Consider the following 19,467-nt stretch of genomic DNA (forward strand, 5'->3'; position numbering starts at 1 on the left):
GCTAGAATGTTTTTACGGAGGTGATTTTTTTGAAAGAGAATTTTTTAAAGCAAAAACGGATGGAGAAAAATCTTACATTAGAACAAGTTGGAAATTTTGTTGGTGTTGGAAAAAGTACCGTCAGGAAATGGGAAACTGGAATGATTGAAAATATGGGGAGGGATAAAATTGTCGCCTTATCTAAAGTTTTAGATGTATCACCTCTTGAAATCTTAGGTATTCCTGAAACAGAAGAAACGCCATTTGTTGTCCCGACCAATATTATGAATGTTTACAAACAATTGACAACTGAAAATCAAGAAGCAGTCTATCGATATGCTCAAAAGAAATTAACAGAACAAAATTACTTTTAATATTTATTTTAAATAGATGAATGTTAGACTTTTTAGTCAACGTTAAACAAAAAAGCTTATCCTTCCGGATAAGCTTTTTATTAGATTGACTGTTGGCCAAAATACTGACGCCATTTAGTTTTCATGGCTGTCGTCATCGGCAACGCTGCTTCTTTCACAGCACAATATTTGTCAACAAAGGTTACAATGTAACTTTCTTTGTATTTTGGTGGTGCAATAGTTGCGCCCCACATATGTTTAATAATAATGTCTCGCTCTAAGTCAGACAACTCTGTAATTTTTTCAGCATTTTTGGCTGCAATTCGTGGATGAACATAGGCATGAGAGCCTTCGTCAAACTTTGTTGTGCGCCAATCATAGTAAAACAAATCATGTAATAATCCAGCACGAGCTGTTGCACGAGCATTGCCGTTCCAACGCTTTGCTAATTTATAGCTATGATAGGAAACACTAATTGAATGTTCTAAACGAGTTGAATGCATATGTTGTGTGTATTCTGCTAATTTTTGGACTTCTTCGGTTGCTAATAAATCTTCTACATAAGAAAGATATTCTTCGTCTTCACGCCATTTTTCTGTCATATAATTGGGTGCCACCTTTTCTAATCCTTTTATAACTTGACTCGAGTATAGCACCCCAGCTATTTAATTACTATGAATTTCTCAATCTGTAACTTAACTTTAATATTTGCTTAATAAGTTTAGCGTTCAGCGTAGCAAAATTTTCACAAAAACTTCTACATTTCTTCTGGTGCATGTAATCCTAGTAAACGTAAATCTTCTTTTAAAACAGTAGCTACTGCATAAACTAACGCTAAGCGTGCCTCTTTTTGATCATCTTCATCCAAAATCCGAACATGGGCATAATATTTATTGAACGCTTGTGCTAAATGAATGCTATGTTTCGCAATAACAGATGGTTCATATTTTTCAGCAGCTTGCATCACAGTTTCAGGGAATTTTTGTAACAACTTCACGACTTCCCAGCTATCCTTGTCATTTAGTGCATAACGTTGTGTAGCGTCTGGTGTAAAGTTTGCTTTCCGTAAAATACTCATCGCACGAGCATGCGTATATTGAACATATGGCCCAGTTTCGCCTTCAAAACGAACAACTTCATCTAATACAAAATCGAAATTATTTAGACGATCATTTTTAAGGTCATGGAAAATAACTGCACCTACACCTACTTGTTTCGCCACTTCATCACGATTTGCTAAGTCTGGATTTTTCTCGTTAATTTGATTTCCTGCTAAAGTAACGGCTTCATTCAATACTTCTTCTAATAAAACGATTTTCCCTTTACGTGTGGATAATTTTTTACCGCCTTGAGTAATTAAACCAAACGGAATGTGTTCCATATCATCTGACCAGTCAAACCCTAGTTCTTTCAAGACTGCTTTTAATTGTTTGAAGTGATTGCTTTGTTCGTTGCCGACTACATAAAGCGATTTGGCAAAATCATACGTCCGTTTACGGTAAAGCGCAGCAGCTAAATCCCGTGTGATATATAAGGTCGCACCATCTGATTTACGAATAAGTGCTGGATTTAAATTATATTCTGTCAAATCAACAATTTCTGCGCCTTGATTTTCTGTTAATAAATGTTTTTCTTCTAATAAAGTAACAATTTCATCCATTTTATCATTATAAAAGGCTTCGCCATTATAAGAATCAAATTCAACTTCTAACATGGAATAGATTTTATCAAATTCTTTTAGAGACTCGCTACGGAACCATTTCCATAATTCATTGGCTTCTTGATCTCCTTCTTCTAATTTTTTAAACCAGGCACGTGCTTCGTCTTCTAATTCTGGTTTTTCTTCTGCTTCTTCATGAAATTGCACATATAAGCGCAATAATTCATTAATTGGTTGTTGGCGAACTGCTTCTTCAGAACCCCATTTTTTATAAGCTACAATTAACTTACCAAACTGTGTACCCCAGTCACCTAAGTGGTTAATCCGAATTGGCTGATACCCAATTTTTTCTAAAATAAAGGCAATTGAATTCCCGATTACCGTAGAACGTAAGTGCCCCATAGAAATTGGTTTAGCAATGTTTGGTGAAGACATATCAATAGGAACATTGCCATTATTGCCAAAGGTACTGTTTCCGTAGTTATTTTTTTCTTTGACTACTGCGCCAATGACAGCTTGACTGACTGCTTCTTTATTCATGAAAAAGTTTAAATAAGGTCCTACCACTTCAATTTTTTCAAAATTTGTGCCATCAATTTTTTCTGCTAATTCTGCTGCAATTTGTTGTGGTGCTTTACGATAAATTTTAGCTAATGAAAAGGCTGGAAAAGCCACATCTCCATGATCAACAGATTTAGGATTTTCCAATAATTGTTCGATTTGATCCATCGTTAATTCTTCATTTAAAACATCATGTAACGCTTTTGCTACGATTTCTTTGTTGTTCATAAGAACCCTCCTGATTAATTTGTAAGTATAAAAAAACAAAAACGTCTCTGACAAAACAAAATATTTTGTTTTGTCAGAGACGAGAATTTACCCGCGGTACCACTCTAATTGTCTATACTACTTGGATAGACCTGCTTCATCGATAACGGTGATTGCCGTCTGCTTTCAGCAGAATTCTAAAAGTGCGCTTCCTCATTCCGATCACTCTTGGCTCCCACCTTCCCAAGATCGCTAGGCTGATGTTGAAATAAGTACTCTCTTTATCATCGAATGTCATTGTTAAACTGGCTTCATTATAGCAAATTTTTGTCTAGCTGGCTAGCCTTCTTCACTAATTGTCATAAAACTAACGCCAGGTTCTGCATTTAAGTTATACGAAGCAAAATGATTCTTTTCAGCTTCGATAAAAGCGGCAGCGCCAATCATCGCCGCGTTATCCCCACAAAGTTTTAATGGCGGAATAAGTAATGTTACTGTTGGCAATTGTTCACTGATTGCATGTCTCATTGCTTCTCGTAATCCTTGATTCGCAGCAACGCCCCCAGCGATTAGCAATTGCTTAACAGGATATTCTTGACAAGCACGAATGGTTTTAGTCACTAATACTTCCACCACACTCGCCTGAAAACTTGCGGCTAAATCCTTTGTAGACAGTGCTTCACCACGTTGCTCTGCATTATGAACCGTGTTAATAAACGCACTTTTTAAGCCACTAAAACTAAAGTCATAGTTATCCTCTTTTAGCATCGCCCGTGGAAATTGATAGGTATCTGTGCCTTCATGGGCCAAAGCATCAATCTCTTTGCCACTAGGATAAGGCAACCCTAACACACGTCCGACTTTATCATACGCTTCACCAGCTGCATCATCACGTGTTTCACCAACAATTTCGAAAGAACCATCTTCTTTCATGTAGACCAATTCCGTATGTCCCCCACTAACAAGTAAGGCCATCAATGGAAATTCGAGCGGTGCCACAAAACGGGCAGCATAAATGTGCCCAGCCATATGATTGACTGGAATAAGTGGTAATTGGTGCGCCCAAGCAAATGCTTTTGCTGCAGAAAGTCCTATTAATAAAGCACCGACTAACCCAGGCCCATAGGTCACAGCAACGCCACTGAGTTCTTCTGGTGTGACTTTTGCTTTTGTTAATGCTTCTTCAATACAGATCGTCACTTGTTCAACATGATGACGACTCGCAACTTCCGGAACGACTCCACCAAAACGTTGATGGCTCTTAATTTGCGAAGCTACGATATTGGAAAGAATTTTGTCGCCATCTTCAATGACAGCCACACTTGTTTCATCACAGCTACTTTCCACAGCTAATAATAATTTACGTTCTTTTGTAAAAATTGTCATTGGGCTTCCTTCCTTAATTTCGCACACATTACAAAGGCATTTTCTTGCGGTTCTTTATAATAATTTTTTCGAACAGCTACTTTCCGAAATCCTGTTTTCTCATAAAGTTTTTGAGCTAATGTATTCGATTCTCTGACCTCTAAGAAAATTTGTGTAATGTCACGACTTTTAACATATTCTTTAAAAGCTTTCATTAATTGACAACCAATTCCTTGGTGTTGTTTCTGACTATTCACAACAACGTGACTAATTTCTGCTTCATCTAAAATAAAATGATAGGCAATATAGCCTAACCACTGGCCATTTTCAACTAAAAAAAGATATTCGCTATTTTCCTGAGCAAAATCTTCCGCGAATTGTGTTTCTGTCCAAGGGGAGCCAGTTGTATAAGAAGAATTACTAAAACGCCATAATTCTTCACCAATATTTGCTACAGATATTTCTTTTTTTGTTACTAACATTTTTTCTTCACTCTTCTTTTAAATCAATTATCATTTCTAGTGCGTCTTCATTATTTTCGTCATAATAGCCTTTTTTCACCGTTTGTGAGGCAAAGCCAATTTTTCGATATAAACGTTGGGCTTTAACATTACTCATTCGTACTTCTAGCGATAAGGTTTCACAACGATTTTTCTTGGCAAAAATTCGCGTTTCTTCTATTAAAGAACGACCTAAACCTAAGCCTTGGTATTCTGTGTGAACAGCAACATTCGTAATGTGTGCATCCGTTCCTTGAATCCGACAACCAATAAAGCCAACTGTTTTTCCGTTAATTGCCGCTAACAAATAGAGATGCGGCGCTTTTGAGCCAAGTTCTGCCATGAAAGCAGACATCGTCCAAGGAAGTTCCCCAGCATAAACTTCACGTTCAATTGCTAGTAAATCCTTAATATCTTGGTAGGTGATTTCACGCAATTGAAATTCTTGCTGGTTCATTGCAATGGTTTTAGTTATATACCGTTGCCGTCTTTTTGTAAAGTATTTTGTCACAAAATTAAAGTTTTTCCACATAGCTTTCTCCATTAGGCGTGTGTGTCTTCAACCAATTTTCTTCCGCTTCTACTTTTTTCAAATATGCAGGTAAGAACCCATGAACATTTTCAACAGGTTCAGCCACACTACCTAACGCAGCCAAAACTGCAGCATTAGGAATTTGCCATTGCGGGACATCACAAATTTCCCCATGAGGAATGATTTGAGCTATTTCTTCAGTGAATTTTTCAACATCTTCACCAACAAAAAAAAGATTTGGTTCATTTTTTAGTTGTTCTAATAACTCCCGCAATGAAATATGTTGGTCCGGTAACTCATTTTGCCACACGCCATCGACAAACCGATAAGCACCAGCATAGACGTTTTTACGACGCGCATCAAAAAGAGGCACAACTAAACCGGTTTGCCCAACACAATTGGCAGCTAACGTTTGTAGACTGGAAATGCCTACTAGCTCTTTCTTCAAAGTATAGGCCAATGTTTTGGCAGTCGTCACGCCTAAACGTAAGCCGGTGTATGATCCAGGTCCTTCTGCTACGACAAAACGATCAATTGCCGTTGGCGCCAAGTTCAATTGACTCATCAAATAGTCAATTGCCGGCATTAATGTTAAGCTATGATTTCTTTTAACCGTTGCTGTATAACTTCCCAGAATTTTTTGATTTTCACACACAGCAATACTCAATGTTTGGTTAGATGTATCTATTGCTAAAATTCGCACACGAATCCCTTTCCTTCTACAATTTAGTCGCTTCATTGTAGCACACTTTCCTTTTTCTAAAAAGGGAAAACGAAGTTTCTTTTTACAGAAACCTCGTTTCGTTCATTTTCTCTTTTTATTTAATGGTTGCTTCTAAGTAATCAATTAATGGTTTACTGATATCTGTTGCAGAACCATTTTCTCCTGAATTTTCAACCATAATCATTGTTAAGAATTTATTGTTACTACGATCTAACGTTAGGAGGAAACTGTTTTCTTTGCCATCTGTATCTTGTTTATCTTTTATTTCAGCTGTTCCTGTTTTAGCAGCCAATGAGAAGTTCGGATTGTACATATTATAAACATAACCTGAAGGATCTTCCACACTACCTAAAAGATCTGTGGCAATTGTATTCGCTGCGTTGGCGCTGATTACATTGTCTTTTTTCTTCGTTTCTTTGTCTAAAACTAATTTTGGATAGACTAATGTTCCATTATTTTGGAAAACACTATACATGGTAGCTTGCTGGATTGGCGAAATTAACAATTGGCCTTGGCCGTAGCCCGTATCTGCTAAAAGAATTTCAGAATTAAATTTATCTTCATTTGAAATTTGAGCAGGCGTCATGGCAATTGGTAAATCTAGTTCCTCACCGAAAATGAATTTATTAAGACCTGCTCTAAATTTGTCTTCCCCCATCCGTAATGTTTGTTGGGCAAAATAAATATTATCTGAATTAACTAAAGCGGTACGCAGATTGACTGGACTTGCTTCTTTTACACGTGTTGCAAAATAGCCGCCCCAAGATTTATCTTTTTGCCATTTCAAGCCATTAATTTCTAGCTCTTCATCTGGCTTCAATGTCCCTGCATCTAAACCAATGGCACCGGTAATTGTTTTAAAGGTAGAGCCTGGTGCATAGCCTGTCGCAAAACGTGCTGTGAATGGTAAATCTTTGTTGTTATTGTAAGCATCATATTCTTTTTGAGAAATACCATTGGCCATTTTATTAGGATCATACGAAGGTGAACTAACCGTTGCTAATAAATCGCCTTTTTGAGGATCGGTAATGACCGCACTACCAGGACGTTTGTCAAATATAGCGAAGGCTTGTTGTTGTACGCCACTGTCAATCGTTAATTTAATCGTTTGACCATCTTTTTTCTCTTTGGTTTGTAAAGCTTTTTTGACATTCTCTTTGTCATCTAAAATAACTAGTGAGCCACCATCTTGCCCTCTTAACTCTTTATCAAACGCTCGTTCTAAGCCAGTTTTACCAATTACACCCGTACTACTTAACTCTGGATTTTTTTCAATATCTTCTGCAGTAATGGTGCCCGTATACCCGATTAATTGCGCAGCTGCTTCCCCCAGTGGATAATAACGTGACTCTGTATCTTTTGTCGCAGCCCCTGTTGGTAATTCTGTCACTGGTTCAGAAGCAACTGTGATTGGTACAAAGGAGTCTGCTTGGACCCACCCTTGGCTTAACTTTTGATTGATTTCATCAACAGAAACGCCGAACTTATCACTAAAAGCTTTGATATTGGCTGTTTTTTCTGCGCCAGAACCGAGTTTGCCAGGCACTACGCCCACTTCGTCAAACACTTTGTTAATTGCTAGCCCACTACCATTACGATCGACAATTTCTCCACGTTTGGCATTATCTACTTGAATCGAAATTTTATCATTTCCTGACATATCTGGAAAAATTAAAGACGGCTTCCAAGAGATTTGGTAGGTATCGCCTTTTTTGGCGATACTTGATTGATAAGACAGATCTTTCATTTCGCCTAAAGGAGTGCTCATCGATAATTTATAGGTAAATGTGTATTGATTGTCTTTCGCCTTTTTGACTTGGACATCACTAGCTTTGACTCCTTCTGCTTGAATCCCTGAATAAATTGCTTGGTATTTTTCAACAACAGATTTAGTATCATAGCCATTTTTCTTTAAGCTAGATTCTTGAACAACGGACGGTAACTTATCAAATTCCTGTTTTGACAATACATTTAAAAATGTATTAGCTGTTTTCTTCGCTTCGGCTAATTCTTGTTTGGCTTGCCATTGACTATAAGCATAATACCCGCCACCGGCAGCAGCGATTAGAACCAAGGCAGAAACACCAAGAATAAGTGGTTTTTTTGAAGATTTTTTATTACGATTGCTTCGTTCCATTCAATAATCCCCTAACTATATAATATGTCTTTTCTTCTATTATACGTAACTTTTTTTAAAATGCTTGTGTTTCACCTATACTTTTTTTAATTTCTTAATAAAGTTTGATCAATTTTTTCCATTTCATCAGGCTTTCGTTGGATTTCTCTGCATTCATTGTGTGGTATACTAGCTGTAACAATTAGTTTTTTATTAGGAGGAATGAACATGGGACTTATTAAAGCAGCAACAAGTTCAGTTGGCGGTGGCTTGGCCGATCAATGGCTAGAGGTTATTGAACCTGATAATATGGGGGACACAACCGTCATGACAAAAGGTGTTTTTGTGCGTAAAGATGATAAACGTGGTTCTAATCGTAAAGGAACGGACGATGTTTTAACAGATGGTTCTGTTGTACATGTCTATCCCAACATGATGATGCTTCTTGTCGATGGGGGCAAAATCATCGATTACACTGCTGAAGAAGGCTATTATACAGTCAAAAATGATTCTGCGCCTTCAATGTTTAACGGTTCTTTAAAAGATGCGATTGCAGAAACCTTCAGTCGTTTCAAATTTGGTGGCGTAACTCCACAAAAACAACAAGTTTTTTATATTAACTTGCAAGAAATTAAAGGCATTAAATTTGGAACACCTGCGCCATTAAACTATTTTGATAATTTTTATAATGCCGAACTTTTCTTACGTGCACACGGAAATTACTCAATTAAAATTACAGATCCTTTGCTATTTTATACCAATGCGATTCCTAAAAATCAAACGCAAGTAGATATTAATGATATTAATGAACAATATTTGGCAGAGTTCATTACAGCATTGCAAGCAGCAATCAATCAAATGTCTGCTGATGGGCAACGTATTTCTTATGTTCCCTCAAAAAGTGTTGAATTAAGTAAATATATGCAAACTGCGCTTGACGAGGATTGGCGCACCAATCGCGGCATGGAAATTGTTTCTGTAGCAGTTGCGAGCATTTCTTATACAGATGATTCAACAAAATTAATCAACATGCGAAATGAAGGAGCTATGCTCAGCGATCCAGGTGTTCGCGAAGGTTATGTTCAAGGTTCCTTGGCTCGTGGTATGGAGGCTGCTGGTAAAAATGAAGGTGGCGCTATGAGCGGCTTTATGGGCGTTGGTATGGGCATGAATGTAAATGGTAACTACTTTGCGCAAGCGTCTCAAACAAACCAACAACAAATGCAAGAAAAACAAAACCAGCAAAACGCACAAGGGTCTACAGACACTTGGACTTGCCCACAATGTGGGACTGAAAACACTGGGAAGTTTTGTTCAAACTGTGGTACACCAAAACCAACAAACGAGAAGCCAAAATTAGAAATGAAATGTAGTGAATGTAGCGAAATTGTTGACTTAAGTAATGGTATTCCTAAGTTCTGTCCACATTGTGGTAAACCATTCCAAGGGGTTCCTTTATAAGCAAGTAGTGAACAATTAAAGAAAAGGGTCAGGCACAAGTCTACCCTTTTTCTTTGAATCAGATTCCTGTTATTTACTCACTCTATTAGAAAGGACGGTTGCAATGGAAACAACATTTACCCATAAATGCCCCAACTGTGGCGGCCCGCTCTTATTTAATCCCAAAGATCAAAAATTTCATTGTGAATATTGTTTAAATATTTACACGGAAGAAGAAGTGACTCGTTATGAGCAACAGCAACATGAGGCACATTTAGAGAATCCCTCAACAACGACCGCCGAGGAAAATTTGACTTTCACAGCGGAAGAAGAATCCTCCGCCACGCAACAAACAGAGACCACTGAGAATGAAACAACTGCCGATGCAGGCACAATGGAAATTTTTAATTGTCCAAGCTGTGGCGCTCAAATTGTCACCGATGCAACAACAGCAGCCACATACTGTTATTATTGCCATAATCCAGTTGTCTTGGCTGGTCGATTAAGTGGCGAATTTTTACCAGAAAATGTCTTACCCTTTACAATTGAAAAAGACGAAGCGATTGAAAAATTTCTCGCTTGGACCAAGAAAAAATGGTTCATTCCCCGAGATTTTTTCAGCAAAAATCAAATTGATAAATTAACTGGGGTTTACTTCCCCTATTGGGTCGTTGATGCAGAAGTCGATGGACAACTCCAAGCTACTGGCACAAGTATTCGCATTTGGCGCGTAGGTGATATTGAATACACCGAAACAAAATGTTTCAATGTGGGACGTTCAGGAAAATTATCGTTTAAAGAATTAGTTAAAAATGCCTTGTCAAAAAACGTCCAACAAAAAATGGTGGAAGGCGTTCAACCATTTTTAATTGATCAAGCAGTGCCTTTCAAAAGCCAATACCTAGCAGGTTTTCAAGCAGAAAAACGCGATATTGAATATGAAGCAATCAAAAAACACGTCCAACAAGAATTACAAGATTATTCGGAATCATTGTTACGGGACTCTGCTTCTGGTTATACTACGTTGACAAATGTTCGCACGGATATTTCTCTAAACCAAGAAAATAATCACTATATGCTTTTACCAATTTGGTTAGTCACCTATCGCAGTCAGGAACAATCAAAAAAGGTTTATTATTACGCCATGAATGGACAAACAGGTAAAGTAAGCGGTGTACTTCCAATTAGTTACACTCGTTTAGGGCTAGCAACGTTAGGCATTTTCGCTGGACTCTTAGCACTCTTTTTATTAGGAGGTTATTTCCTATGAAAAAACGACTTTTACCTATTTTTTTCCTAATACTTCTTTCCTTTGGCCTTGCCCTACCCGTTTCGGCGGCTGAAAATTCAATTGATGATGGTGCACAATTACTGACACCTGATCAAATCAACCAACTAAAACAAGAGATACAACCTTTAGAAGAAAAGACCAAAGCCTCTGTCTTTATTGTGACCACAAATAATAATACTTATGGTGATGAACAAGACTATGCAGATCATTATCTTTTAAATAAAGTTGGTAAGGATCAAAATGCGATTCTTTTTCTCATTGATATGGACTTACGGAAAGTCTACATCTCTACTTCTGGAAACATGATTGATTATATGACGGATGCACGAATTGATGATACCTTAGATAAAGTAATGGATGGAATGAGTCAAGGAAATTATTTTGCGGCTGCTCAAACCTTTGTTCAGGAAACTCAAGCATTTGTTGATAAAGGGGTTCCTGGGGGTCACTATCGTGTGGACAGCGAAACAGGTAAAATCACTCGTTATAAAGTCATTACCCCGCTGGAAATGGTAATTGCTTTTGCTGCTGCGCTGATACTCAGCTTGGTCTTCTTAGGCATCAATATTTCTAAATATCAATTAAAATTTTCAAGTTATCAATATCCTTTTAGGGAAAAAACAACGTTAAAATTAACCTCCCGCACAGATCAGTTAACCAACTCTTTCATCACTACTCGTCGTATTCCTAAAAACAATGGCGGCAGTGGCGGAATGGGCGGTGGTGGCAGCACCACCCACTCAACTGGCGGCGGCACATTCGGTGGCGGCGGTCGAAGTTTTTAGATTTTTTATCTTTTTTCATTATTTCATAAAAATAATGGTGTTATTTTTATGGAATAATGATAAAATAAGTATACTGTGGTGTGTTATTTTTACACAGGACGGTATACTTATTTTCATTTAAACTAAGTGATTTGTAGTCCAAAGTTATTTAATTGGGGATTGTTTTCAACTATTTAGTAAGCGCTACAAATCATTAACTAAACTATGGGAGGTAAAGTGAAAATGAAAAAATTTTCTATGTTAGGATTAGTTTTAATTAGTACTCTGATTTTAGGTGCATGTGGTTCTGGAACAAACAACACTAATAAAACTAAAAAAACTTCAAGTACTGCTACCGCAACAACTGAAACAAAAGCTAAAGAAGATAAAGGGACTTATAAAGATCGAACATTGACTGTTCCTGATGGTGTATTAAAAATCACCGAATTCCAAAAAGGTACAAGTTTCGATGGTAAACCAATCTTTTATGTACTATTTGATTTGACTAATAACACTAAGGAAGCACAAGATGTACAAATGTTATACTCTAGCTTTGTTAGCGTATCACAAAATACCGGCGATACAACAGAAGATTTAACTTATGGAATTGTTAATGATTCTCCGATTAAAGATAGAATTGACATGTTAAATAAAAAAGTTAATCCTGGCGCAACTGTCCAAGCAGCATACCCTTATGAATTTGCTGATGAAACAAAACCTGTAACTTTTACTTTCAGAGACAGTATGTTCAGCATGGGAGATCCTATCGCTGTTGAAGAAATTACAATTAAATAGTCTGTAAGCAAGTAGGCACTTAGTTCTACTTGCTTTTTTGGTTTGTTCTTCATAGAGTTGAATGGTAAAATTAATTTATCTTAACCAAAAGGAGTCATCCCATGAAAAGTATGTGCGAACTGTGTGATCTAAATCCTGGTAAAATCATCACCTTTGATAATCACGGTATCTGTAAACATTGTGCAGAACATTTAGAGTTAAAACCAAAAGAAATTAAAGATCGAACAATGGAAAGTATTATAAAACGTCAAGAAGAAATTATAAAAAAGGATCAAGCAATGCAAGCAAAGGGAAATTTATGTTATCTTTGCGAAGAGGAAACTGGCAAGTACTTTACGAGTGATTTTTATCGCGTAGGAAAAAGCTGTTTAAAAAAACTTAAAGTATCCACTTGGTCCGTTGATAAAAAAAGTTTAGCTGATTTACAACAAATGCAAGAGTTAATAAACAAGCAGTCTGAAATCGCAAAAGCAAATGAAAAAAATGCTGAAGTTTATGGAAATCTATGTGCTCTTTGTCAGGATAATAAAGGAAAATATTTAACTTCAGATAATTACCAAATCTGTAAGAAATGTGCAGGTCAACTCGGTGTCCAAGGACAAGGATATACCCAAACTTGGACATTGACGGATTTAAGAAATGTCCAAGAAGACAACCGGCTATTCAATCCTACAACAACTATTGCTGGCTCGATTGAATTCGATGAACCTGAAAAAAAATTTCGACTGGTTGGTTCATCAAAAATTTTGCCAGTAAGCATTATCGCTGATTACAAAATTTTAGAGAAAAAAAATACCCATTTCACCGAAGAAAACGTACCTTATGATCGCGTCAGTAGTGTCTATATTTTGATTAATCTAGATGATTTGCAACGCCCAACCATCACTATTTCCTTTTTAAAGACACTTAGTGAGCAAACCACTGAATTTGATCGTCAATTAGCGATCGATAGAGCCCGTTTCAACGCCGAACGAGCCCTTTCATCATTAGACACTATTGTTCGTCGAATAAAAGAAAAAGAAATACCAACTCCTATAAAGAGTGATGAAAACCAACCGATTGAACCAAAGCTATCTGATTCACAAAAAAACTCACCTAGCGCTATTGAAGACGTAATGGCTGAGTTAAGAAATTTAAAACTGTTAGTTGATGAAGGAATTCTAACAGAAGAAGAATTTCAACAAAAGAAACGGCAATTGCTTCAATTAGATTAATAAAAAAATCCTGAAAAGACTCGTCATCTTTTCAGGATTTTTTTATTCTTGGTATTTTCCCATAATTCTTGATAAGGTATTTCATGGATATCACGAAAATAGGCTACTTCAAACTTTTCAAAATCAGTTGACTGGCAGTTACCTGTTAAAACACCAATTCCCGCTTTACCATGACAAGTTCCCATGAAAACATCCACGAGCGAATCACCTACCATAATTACTTCTGTCGGCTTCAATTGACATGACTGACAAAAGGCTTGGAGCATGGCCGCATCTGGTTTCGGTAAGTAACGATCTCCTGTCGCAATAAAATCAAACATTTCTGTTAAACCAAGATATTCCATAATCAACATAGTCGCTGGCAAAGTATCTGAAGTTGCTAATCCAATTTTATAGTTCTTCCGTTTCAGCTCAAGAAATAACTGTTTTAAATCACCAATTGGTTCAATCTTTTTCAGATTTTTTCGTAAATAATCATAAAAAAATTGCTCCAGCCATCGACTGCTGATTCCCTGTTCGACTAATTCCTCAAATTGCGCCAATTCCTGATAAAGTTCCTGATAAAGGACTTCATCAAGTAAATGTTTTTGCAAAAAACGTTGCTCCTGAATAGCTAATATCTTTTTTATTTCTGCTGAATGATGAGGGGCTAACATACTTAGTGTTTCAAAACAAGCTTTCAAACCTGCTTGCCAAAGAGTATCAAAACGAATACACGTACCATCTTTATCAAATAAAATTCCTCGATTTTCCATGAAAGAACACCTCAAAACGTTTGCTTTGCTTCCTATTTGTTTCTTCAAGTATACTAATCATTTATTTGATTTTGATATTCTTTTTGTATCATTTGTGTAAAAAAATATAAAAAAGCAACGAATTGTAGTGAGACCCAAAAGTTAGACCAAAAAATCTAACTTTGGGGGCGCACTACGAATTTAGAAAAATTAGTTGCTTTTTTATTAATCAATCACTTTTTTCACTTTGAATTCTTTTGTTTCAGCAGACGGTTCTGTTTGATCAGCTAATTCAAATAAAATATGGGTACCATTTTCTTCATCTTCAACGATAATCAGTTTTCCTGGAATCTTTCGAGTATCTTTCGCAATTTGGGCTTCTTTAATTAATTCTTTTTGATCTCTTTTTGAAGCAAGGGCATTTCCTAAATTAAAAAAGACAGTTTCTTCCATAATTAACCACTCACTTTCTCTACTTTTCTTAAGTCAATTATAGCATATCGCTAGAAAAAGTGGCAGCTTGTGTCCTTTTACTTTCATTTAAGCATCAATAATCAAAGAATAAGCATAAGGACTTTCATAAATTCCTGAAGTATAATAATTGAGCCTCTTTTTAAATAGCGGGCCGTCAATTACCAACGTATGGTACTCCCCGTTTTCTCCGCAAATATCTAATTGATGTTCTTTAAGGTACGTGATAAATGTTTCATCTAACGGTTCTCCTAAAAATTTTATTGGAATGCCTGCCTCTTTGCTGACCGTTTTGATAATTGCTGTGTACCCTTTTGCCAAGAATTCTTTCACAAGTGCTTCGCGATTTTCCTGCCAAAGAGGTAATTGTGGTTCAAGTCCAGCACTTAATGCAACTTGGCGATCCCAAGCACCATTTTGTTCAATATCTATATCGCCAAAACAAACCGTTTCTGCACCTAATTTTTGGGTTTCCTGCAGTGCCTCAACCACTTTTTCTGTGTAATTTGTTTCATTGTTATGTGAGATAACAAGTGGTAAATCTAACGCTTCAGCCGCTGCTTCTAAGACGGAGATTGGTATCCCGTGAAACCAAGAACGATTAATTTCATCACTTAGTGTTGTCACTAACGCTACTGGCTGATTTCCTGCTTGTATCAATCGATCCATCGCCAATAAACAATCTTTACCAGAGCTATAACTTAAACAAAATTTTTTCATAAACGTTCCCTCTTTTCTCTATGACTATACCTCAAAATAATACATCCGTATACATATTTATTATTTAAGTATAACTAATACTGAATAGTTATTTGAATCAAAACATGGTATAAAATAGAGGTAAAGCAAGCTTTATTCACTTCTTTATATCTCTTTTCAACGGATGATTAGCTGGCGGAAACCAGCTGATCTTTTTTTCAAAAAACACAGCTATCTTTTGCAGTTTTCTTTTCCTCATGTTATAAAGAGATAGTAGGAAGCATTTATTCACTTCTTTACAAATCTATCTTAATCTTAGACAGTCGGCGGAAAACGGCTGTCTATTTATCTGGAAAAATTATGAACTCGTCAGCTAGTGGTCAGTTGACGAGTTTTATGTTATAATAATTAGAACACGAAAAATATTTTTAAACGAACCATTCAATTGTTTTGATGATTTTATTCAAAACTGGCGTGTCTAGAGAGATACAAGGATGTATTAGAGGTAGGGAATACATCGCTTAAATGAAAAATACTTGAATACTAGAAATAGTCTGATCCAACTTTAAAATAATAATATTGATTCGTTAGATAGCCTTCTCTTTAAAGAGAAGGCTATTGTCAATTAAAGAGTAAAACCACCGTATTCTTGTCAGTATACGGTGGTTTTACTTCTTCATATATTACATATAATCAACAAATTTGCTTCTGAACTTAACATGTAAATGAGCTCCTACGATAAATATTACTAATGTTGTTAGCCAAAAAACAACAAGCTGGGGCTTATCTTCAAAAAACCATCTTTTATAGAAAAATGTATCTCGAAATCCATTAATAATATATGCGTAAGGATTCAACATAAGAATTTTTGATAACCAAGACGGTAAGTTCTTTGTACTCAAATCCCAAAAGACCCCTGACATATACATTAATACTTGGATAATAGAATTCAAGAAAATTTGATAATCCCTAATTAATGCAGCAATCGTTGAATTAATTAGACTAAAACTATATAAAAAGATAATCATCGCTACAATATAGTAAGGTAGCTGAATCCAATAAATAGAAATCTTTTCGCCTGTCGAGATTGACACAATTGCTGCTAACGTAGTGAATGCAAAATAACTTGGTAACTCAGAAAATATTTTAACCATTGGCAAAATACTTATTGGAAACTTCATTCTAGAGACCATGCCAACTTGCATATAAACAGAACTAGAAGCTTGTTTCGTTACTGTACTTAAAAAAATCCATGTACTTAATCCTACCATCAACCAAGCGATATAGGATACTCCTCCTTTTACGGTTCGAGCACCACCAAGGGCAATCCCAAAAGCAAAATAATAGACACCTAACTGAATTAAAGGACTTAAAATTTGCCATAAATTTCCTAAGATGTGGCTTTGGTATAATGCTTTATTACTGTATTTAGCAATTCGTTGTGCAACGCCTAAGTATGAAAACTGTTCCGCTAAAATTAATTTTACCTCGCGCATTATTCAGTCACCTCTTTCAATTTCAACACTTGTCCAGGATAAATAGGTACCTCAATGATTTCTGGATTCAAAGTTTGAAGTTGTTCTATAGTGAGTCCGTGATTTTCAGCAATCAAACTGACTGAATCTCCAACTTCCACAGTATACGTTGACACAGCTTGTTCGCTATTATTATTTTCTGGTACGTTCGTTGAGCTAGGCTGAACTTCCTCCTGCTGCCTAGATTCTTTTGTTGAAGCTGGTTTAGTTTTAGTAGTTTTCACAGCGTTTGTATCCTTCCCTGCTACTTTCTCAGGAACAAATATACGTTGAATTGTTTCCGCTGGATGAATGAAAGCTGTTGTTAATGAAATACCCTTTACAAAGGTAAGACTTACATAAAAAATCATACAAAGTAGCAAAATTAACAAGCTCTTCGTACCAAGAGTCATTTTATCCCCAATCTTATTTTTAGTAGTAAATTTTATGACTTCTTTAGTCGTCCGGCGACTGCCTACTTGTTGATTGGCTTTTTCAAGAATTGTTTCTTGAAGTTGTTCCAAAGAAAAATTTCTCTGTTTGGCCTTGCCATCTCTCTGATACGATTCTTTTTGCGGTTCAGTGAAATGATTATAACGGTGCAAGAAAGCACGATATTCTTTTAAAATATGCTTAGTTTCACCAAATGCACGTAAGTCCCCATAATGCATCCAAGCGACACGATCACAAATTTGCTCTACTTGTTGAATAGAATGAGAGACAAAAAAGATAGTTTTGCCTTGCTCTTTAAATGCAAGCATTTTTTTTAAGCCTTTATTATAGAAGGTTTGATCTCCTACAGATAACGCTTCATCGATCACTAAAATATCTGGATTTTGATGAACCGCAATTGAAAAACCAAGCTTAGCACGCATACCGCTAGAATAAGTTTTAACAGGCTGATCGATAAAAACACCCAATTCTGAGAATTCAATAATATCATCGATTTTGGCATCAATTTCTTTATTTTTTTCTCCCAACATTAAACATTTCATTCGAATGTTTTCTCGTCCTGTCAAATTATTATTTAGTCCTGCACCAATCGAAATAATTGACACTTCACCATTTATTTCAAGTTCTCCTGATGTTTGAGGGGTGATGCCTGAAATAATATTTGATAAAGTGGATTTGCCTGAACCATTTAAACCAATAATACCAATTGTTTCTCCAGAATATACGTCGAGGCTAACACCTTTTAACGCCCAAAATGTGGGAACTTTGTTTTGAAAAATACTAAAAAGTGTCTTCAATTTGTCAATACGTGTTTGCGCTAAACTGTATTCTTTGGTAAGTAATTTTGTTCTAACTTTCAGTTCTTTTTCCATTTGTTCCTCCGAGTCTAACCGTTCACTAGTTGGCCATTTCACCAAATTCTTTAGCGACTGCCTTCAAAGCTGCTCCGAAAACTTGGTCCATATCATAGTATTGGTAATTGGCTAAACGTCCACCAAAAATAACTTTTTCTTGAGCGTTTGCTTTTTCTTTGTATTTTCTAAACAAAAGCGAATTTTTCTCATCATTAACAGGATAATACGCTTCTTTTGAACGATCCCAATCTTGTGGGTATTCTTTCGTCAAAATTGTTTTGTTTTCATCGGCCTTTTGATCAAAATGTCGCCATTCCATTATCCGTGTATAGGGAGTTTCCGCATCTGTATAATTAATTACGGCATTACCTTGTGCATTGTTTGAATCTACTGTTTCATTTTCAAAACGTACTGAACGATATTCTAGTTCGCCATAAGAATAATCAAAGAATGCATCAATCATCCCTGTATAAACAATTTTTGGAAACTCTGATAAGTAAGTTTCTTTCTCTGCCAAAAAGTCTTTATTCAATTGAATATCAATTAATTCACTCTCTAACAATTTATCAAACATAGCTGTATAACCGTCGACAGGTACGCCTTGATAGCGATGGTTAAAGTAATTATTATCAAAAGTAAAACGAGTTGGCAAACGACGAATAATAAAACTTGGTAATTCCGTAGCCTTACGTCCCCACTGTTTTTCTGTATAGCCTTTAATTAATTTTTCATAGATGTCCGTTCCTATCAAACGAATCGCTTGTTCTTCTAAATTTTTTGGAGCTCCTTTAATCCCAGCTGCCTCCCGTTGCTCTGAAATTTTTGCTTGTGCTTCAGCTGGCGTTTTTACCCCCCACATTTGGTAGAACGTGTTCATATTGAATGGTAGGTTGTAGAGCTCTCCTTTGTAATTAGCAACTACTTGATTGATGTAGCCATTGAATTCCGTCAATTCATTGACATAAGACCATACTTCTTTATTGTCAGTATGAAAAATATGAGCACCATAGTCATGGACATTAATGCCATTTTCTTTATGTGTATACATATTGCCACCAATATGAGCACGTTTCTCAATAACTAATACTTTTTTTCCTCGTTTAGCTGCTTCACATGCAAACGTTGCCCCAAAAGGTCCTGAACCAACAATTAAATAGTCATAATTTTTCGTATTGTATTTCATTAACTAACTTCTCCTAACAAAGTTACTTTCAATTTATTTCAAACACTAAATGCATTAT

At 36.1% G+C, this 19,467-nt stretch carries 19 protein-coding genes and 1 other annotated feature; of the genes, 6 read left to right on the top strand and 13 right to left on the bottom strand.

The features are described from left to right. The first annotated feature begins 20 nt into the window (after positions 1-20). Entirely contained in the window at positions 21-353 is a 333-nt protein-coding gene (locus IGM13_RS10130; RefSeq protein WP_002382719.1) for a helix-turn-helix domain-containing protein, read from the top strand. An 80-nt stretch (positions 354-433) separates the two neighbouring features. Here the strand turns inward: IGM13_RS10130 and IGM13_RS10135 are convergent, their stop codons facing one another. From IGM13_RS10135 to IGM13_RS10165, 7 genes are all read right to left on the bottom strand, one after another. Next, positions 434-934, bottom strand: coding sequence for an HD domain-containing protein (locus tag IGM13_RS10135; protein ID WP_002356666.1), 501 nt, complete (start codon positions 932-934; stop codon positions 434-436). A gap of 155 nt (positions 935-1,089) precedes the next feature. After that, complete coding sequence (gene argS, locus IGM13_RS10140) at positions 1,090-2,781, bottom strand: arginine--tRNA ligase (RefSeq protein ID WP_002419520.1); 1,692 nt, start codon at positions 2,779-2,781, stop codon at positions 1,090-1,092. Positions 2,782-2,853: 72 nt separating this feature from the next. Continuing rightward, positions 2,854-3,057 (bottom strand) — a binding site (T-box leader). Positions 3,058-3,099: 42 nt separating this feature from the next. Beyond that, on the bottom strand, positions 3,100-4,146 hold the full coding sequence (gene tsaD / locus IGM13_RS10145; RefSeq protein ID WP_002419518.1) for a tRNA (adenosine(37)-N6)-threonylcarbamoyltransferase complex transferase subunit TsaD: 1,047 nt from the start codon (positions 4,144-4,146) through the stop codon (positions 3,100-3,102). Beyond that, positions 4,143-4,607 (bottom strand): ribosomal protein S18-alanine N-acetyltransferase, encoded by a 465-nt coding sequence (gene rimI, locus IGM13_RS10150; protein WP_002382715.1) that lies wholly within the window; start codon positions 4,605-4,607, stop codon positions 4,143-4,145. The genes tsaD and rimI (IGM13_RS10150) overlap by 4 nt, the downstream gene beginning before the upstream one ends. Before the next feature lie 7 nt (positions 4,608-4,614). Beyond that, positions 4,615-5,169, bottom strand: coding sequence for a ribosomal protein S18-alanine N-acetyltransferase (rimI, locus tag IGM13_RS10155; protein WP_002382714.1), 555 nt, complete (start codon positions 5,167-5,169; stop codon positions 4,615-4,617). Further along, a complete protein-coding gene (gene tsaB / locus IGM13_RS10160; RefSeq protein ID WP_002362637.1) occupies positions 5,141-5,860 on the bottom strand; it encodes a tRNA (adenosine(37)-N6)-threonylcarbamoyltransferase complex dimerization subunit type 1 TsaB in 720 nt (239 codons plus the stop codon). Before tsaB ends, rimI (IGM13_RS10155) begins: the two co-directional genes overlap by 29 nt. 115 nt (positions 5,861-5,975) lie before the next feature. Next, positions 5,976-8,018, bottom strand: a complete 2,043-nt coding sequence (locus IGM13_RS10165; RefSeq protein ID WP_002382712.1) for a penicillin-binding transpeptidase domain-containing protein — start codon at positions 8,016-8,018, stop codon at positions 5,976-5,978. 207 nt (positions 8,019-8,225) lie between these two features. Here IGM13_RS10165 and IGM13_RS10170 point away from each other — a divergent pair, with 207 nt between their 5' ends. From IGM13_RS10170 to IGM13_RS10190, 5 genes are all read left to right on the top strand, one after another. Beyond that, a complete protein-coding gene (locus IGM13_RS10170) occupies positions 8,226-9,458 on the top strand; it encodes an SPFH domain-containing protein (protein ID WP_025188643.1) in 1,233 nt (410 codons plus the stop codon). Positions 9,459-9,561: 103 nt separating this feature from the next. After that, on the top strand, positions 9,562-10,707 hold the full coding sequence (locus IGM13_RS10175) for a hypothetical protein (protein WP_002419515.1): 1,146 nt from the start codon (positions 9,562-9,564) through the stop codon (positions 10,705-10,707). Continuing rightward, positions 10,704-11,513 (top strand): TPM domain-containing protein, encoded by an 810-nt coding sequence (locus IGM13_RS10180; RefSeq protein WP_002419514.1) that lies wholly within the window; start codon positions 10,704-10,706, stop codon positions 11,511-11,513. The genes IGM13_RS10175 and IGM13_RS10180 overlap by 4 nt, the downstream gene beginning before the upstream one ends. Positions 11,514-11,735: 222 nt before the next feature. Next, positions 11,736-12,287 (top strand): DUF5067 domain-containing protein, encoded by a 552-nt coding sequence (locus IGM13_RS10185; protein ID WP_010783600.1) that lies wholly within the window; start codon positions 11,736-11,738, stop codon positions 12,285-12,287. A gap of 101 nt (positions 12,288-12,388) precedes the next feature. Then, entirely contained in the window at positions 12,389-13,501 is a 1,113-nt protein-coding gene (locus IGM13_RS10190; RefSeq protein WP_002419513.1) for an SHOCT domain-containing protein, read from the top strand. 23 nt (positions 13,502-13,524) lie between these two features. Here the strand turns inward: IGM13_RS10190 and IGM13_RS10195 are convergent, their stop codons facing one another. The 6 genes from IGM13_RS10195 to glf all read right to left on the bottom strand — a co-directional run bounded on the left by IGM13_RS10195 (position 13,525) and on the right by glf (position 19,409). After that, positions 13,525-14,256: an HAD family hydrolase gene (locus IGM13_RS10195; protein ID WP_002419511.1), complete on the bottom strand. Its 732-nt coding sequence runs from the start codon at positions 14,254-14,256 to the stop codon at positions 13,525-13,527. Between the two features lie 204 nt (positions 14,257-14,460). Further along, the gene (locus tag IGM13_RS10200; RefSeq protein ID WP_002362220.1) at positions 14,461-14,688 is read right to left on the bottom strand and encodes a hypothetical protein; all 228 of its coding nucleotides are present in this window, start codon (positions 14,686-14,688) and stop codon (positions 14,461-14,463) included. Positions 14,689-14,775: 87 nt separating this feature from the next. After that, positions 14,776-15,426, bottom strand: coding sequence for a diphthine--ammonia ligase (locus IGM13_RS10205; RefSeq protein ID WP_002419509.1), 651 nt, complete (start codon positions 15,424-15,426; stop codon positions 14,776-14,778). Positions 15,427-16,088: 662 nt separating this feature from the next. Then, positions 16,089-16,901, bottom strand: coding sequence for an ABC transporter permease (locus IGM13_RS10210; RefSeq protein WP_002362627.1), 813 nt, complete (start codon positions 16,899-16,901; stop codon positions 16,089-16,091). Next, complete coding sequence (locus tag IGM13_RS10215; RefSeq protein ID WP_002419508.1) at positions 16,901-18,286, bottom strand: ATP-binding cassette domain-containing protein; 1,386 nt, start codon at positions 18,284-18,286, stop codon at positions 16,901-16,903. Before IGM13_RS10215 ends, IGM13_RS10210 begins: the two co-directional genes overlap by 1 nt. Continuing rightward, positions 18,270-19,409 carry a UDP-galactopyranose mutase gene (gene glf, locus IGM13_RS10220; RefSeq protein WP_002382697.1) on the bottom strand — a complete coding sequence of 380 codons (1,140 nt, stop codon included), beginning with the start codon at positions 19,407-19,409 and terminating at the stop codon, positions 18,270-18,272. Before glf ends, IGM13_RS10215 begins: the two co-directional genes overlap by 17 nt. Positions 19,410-19,467 lie beyond the last annotated feature (58 nt).

Origin of the sequence: Enterococcus sp. DIV0561, from assembly GCF_050539875.1 — a bacterium.
Taxonomy (GTDB): Bacteria; Bacillota; Bacilli; order Lactobacillales; family Enterococcaceae; genus Enterococcus; species Enterococcus faecalis.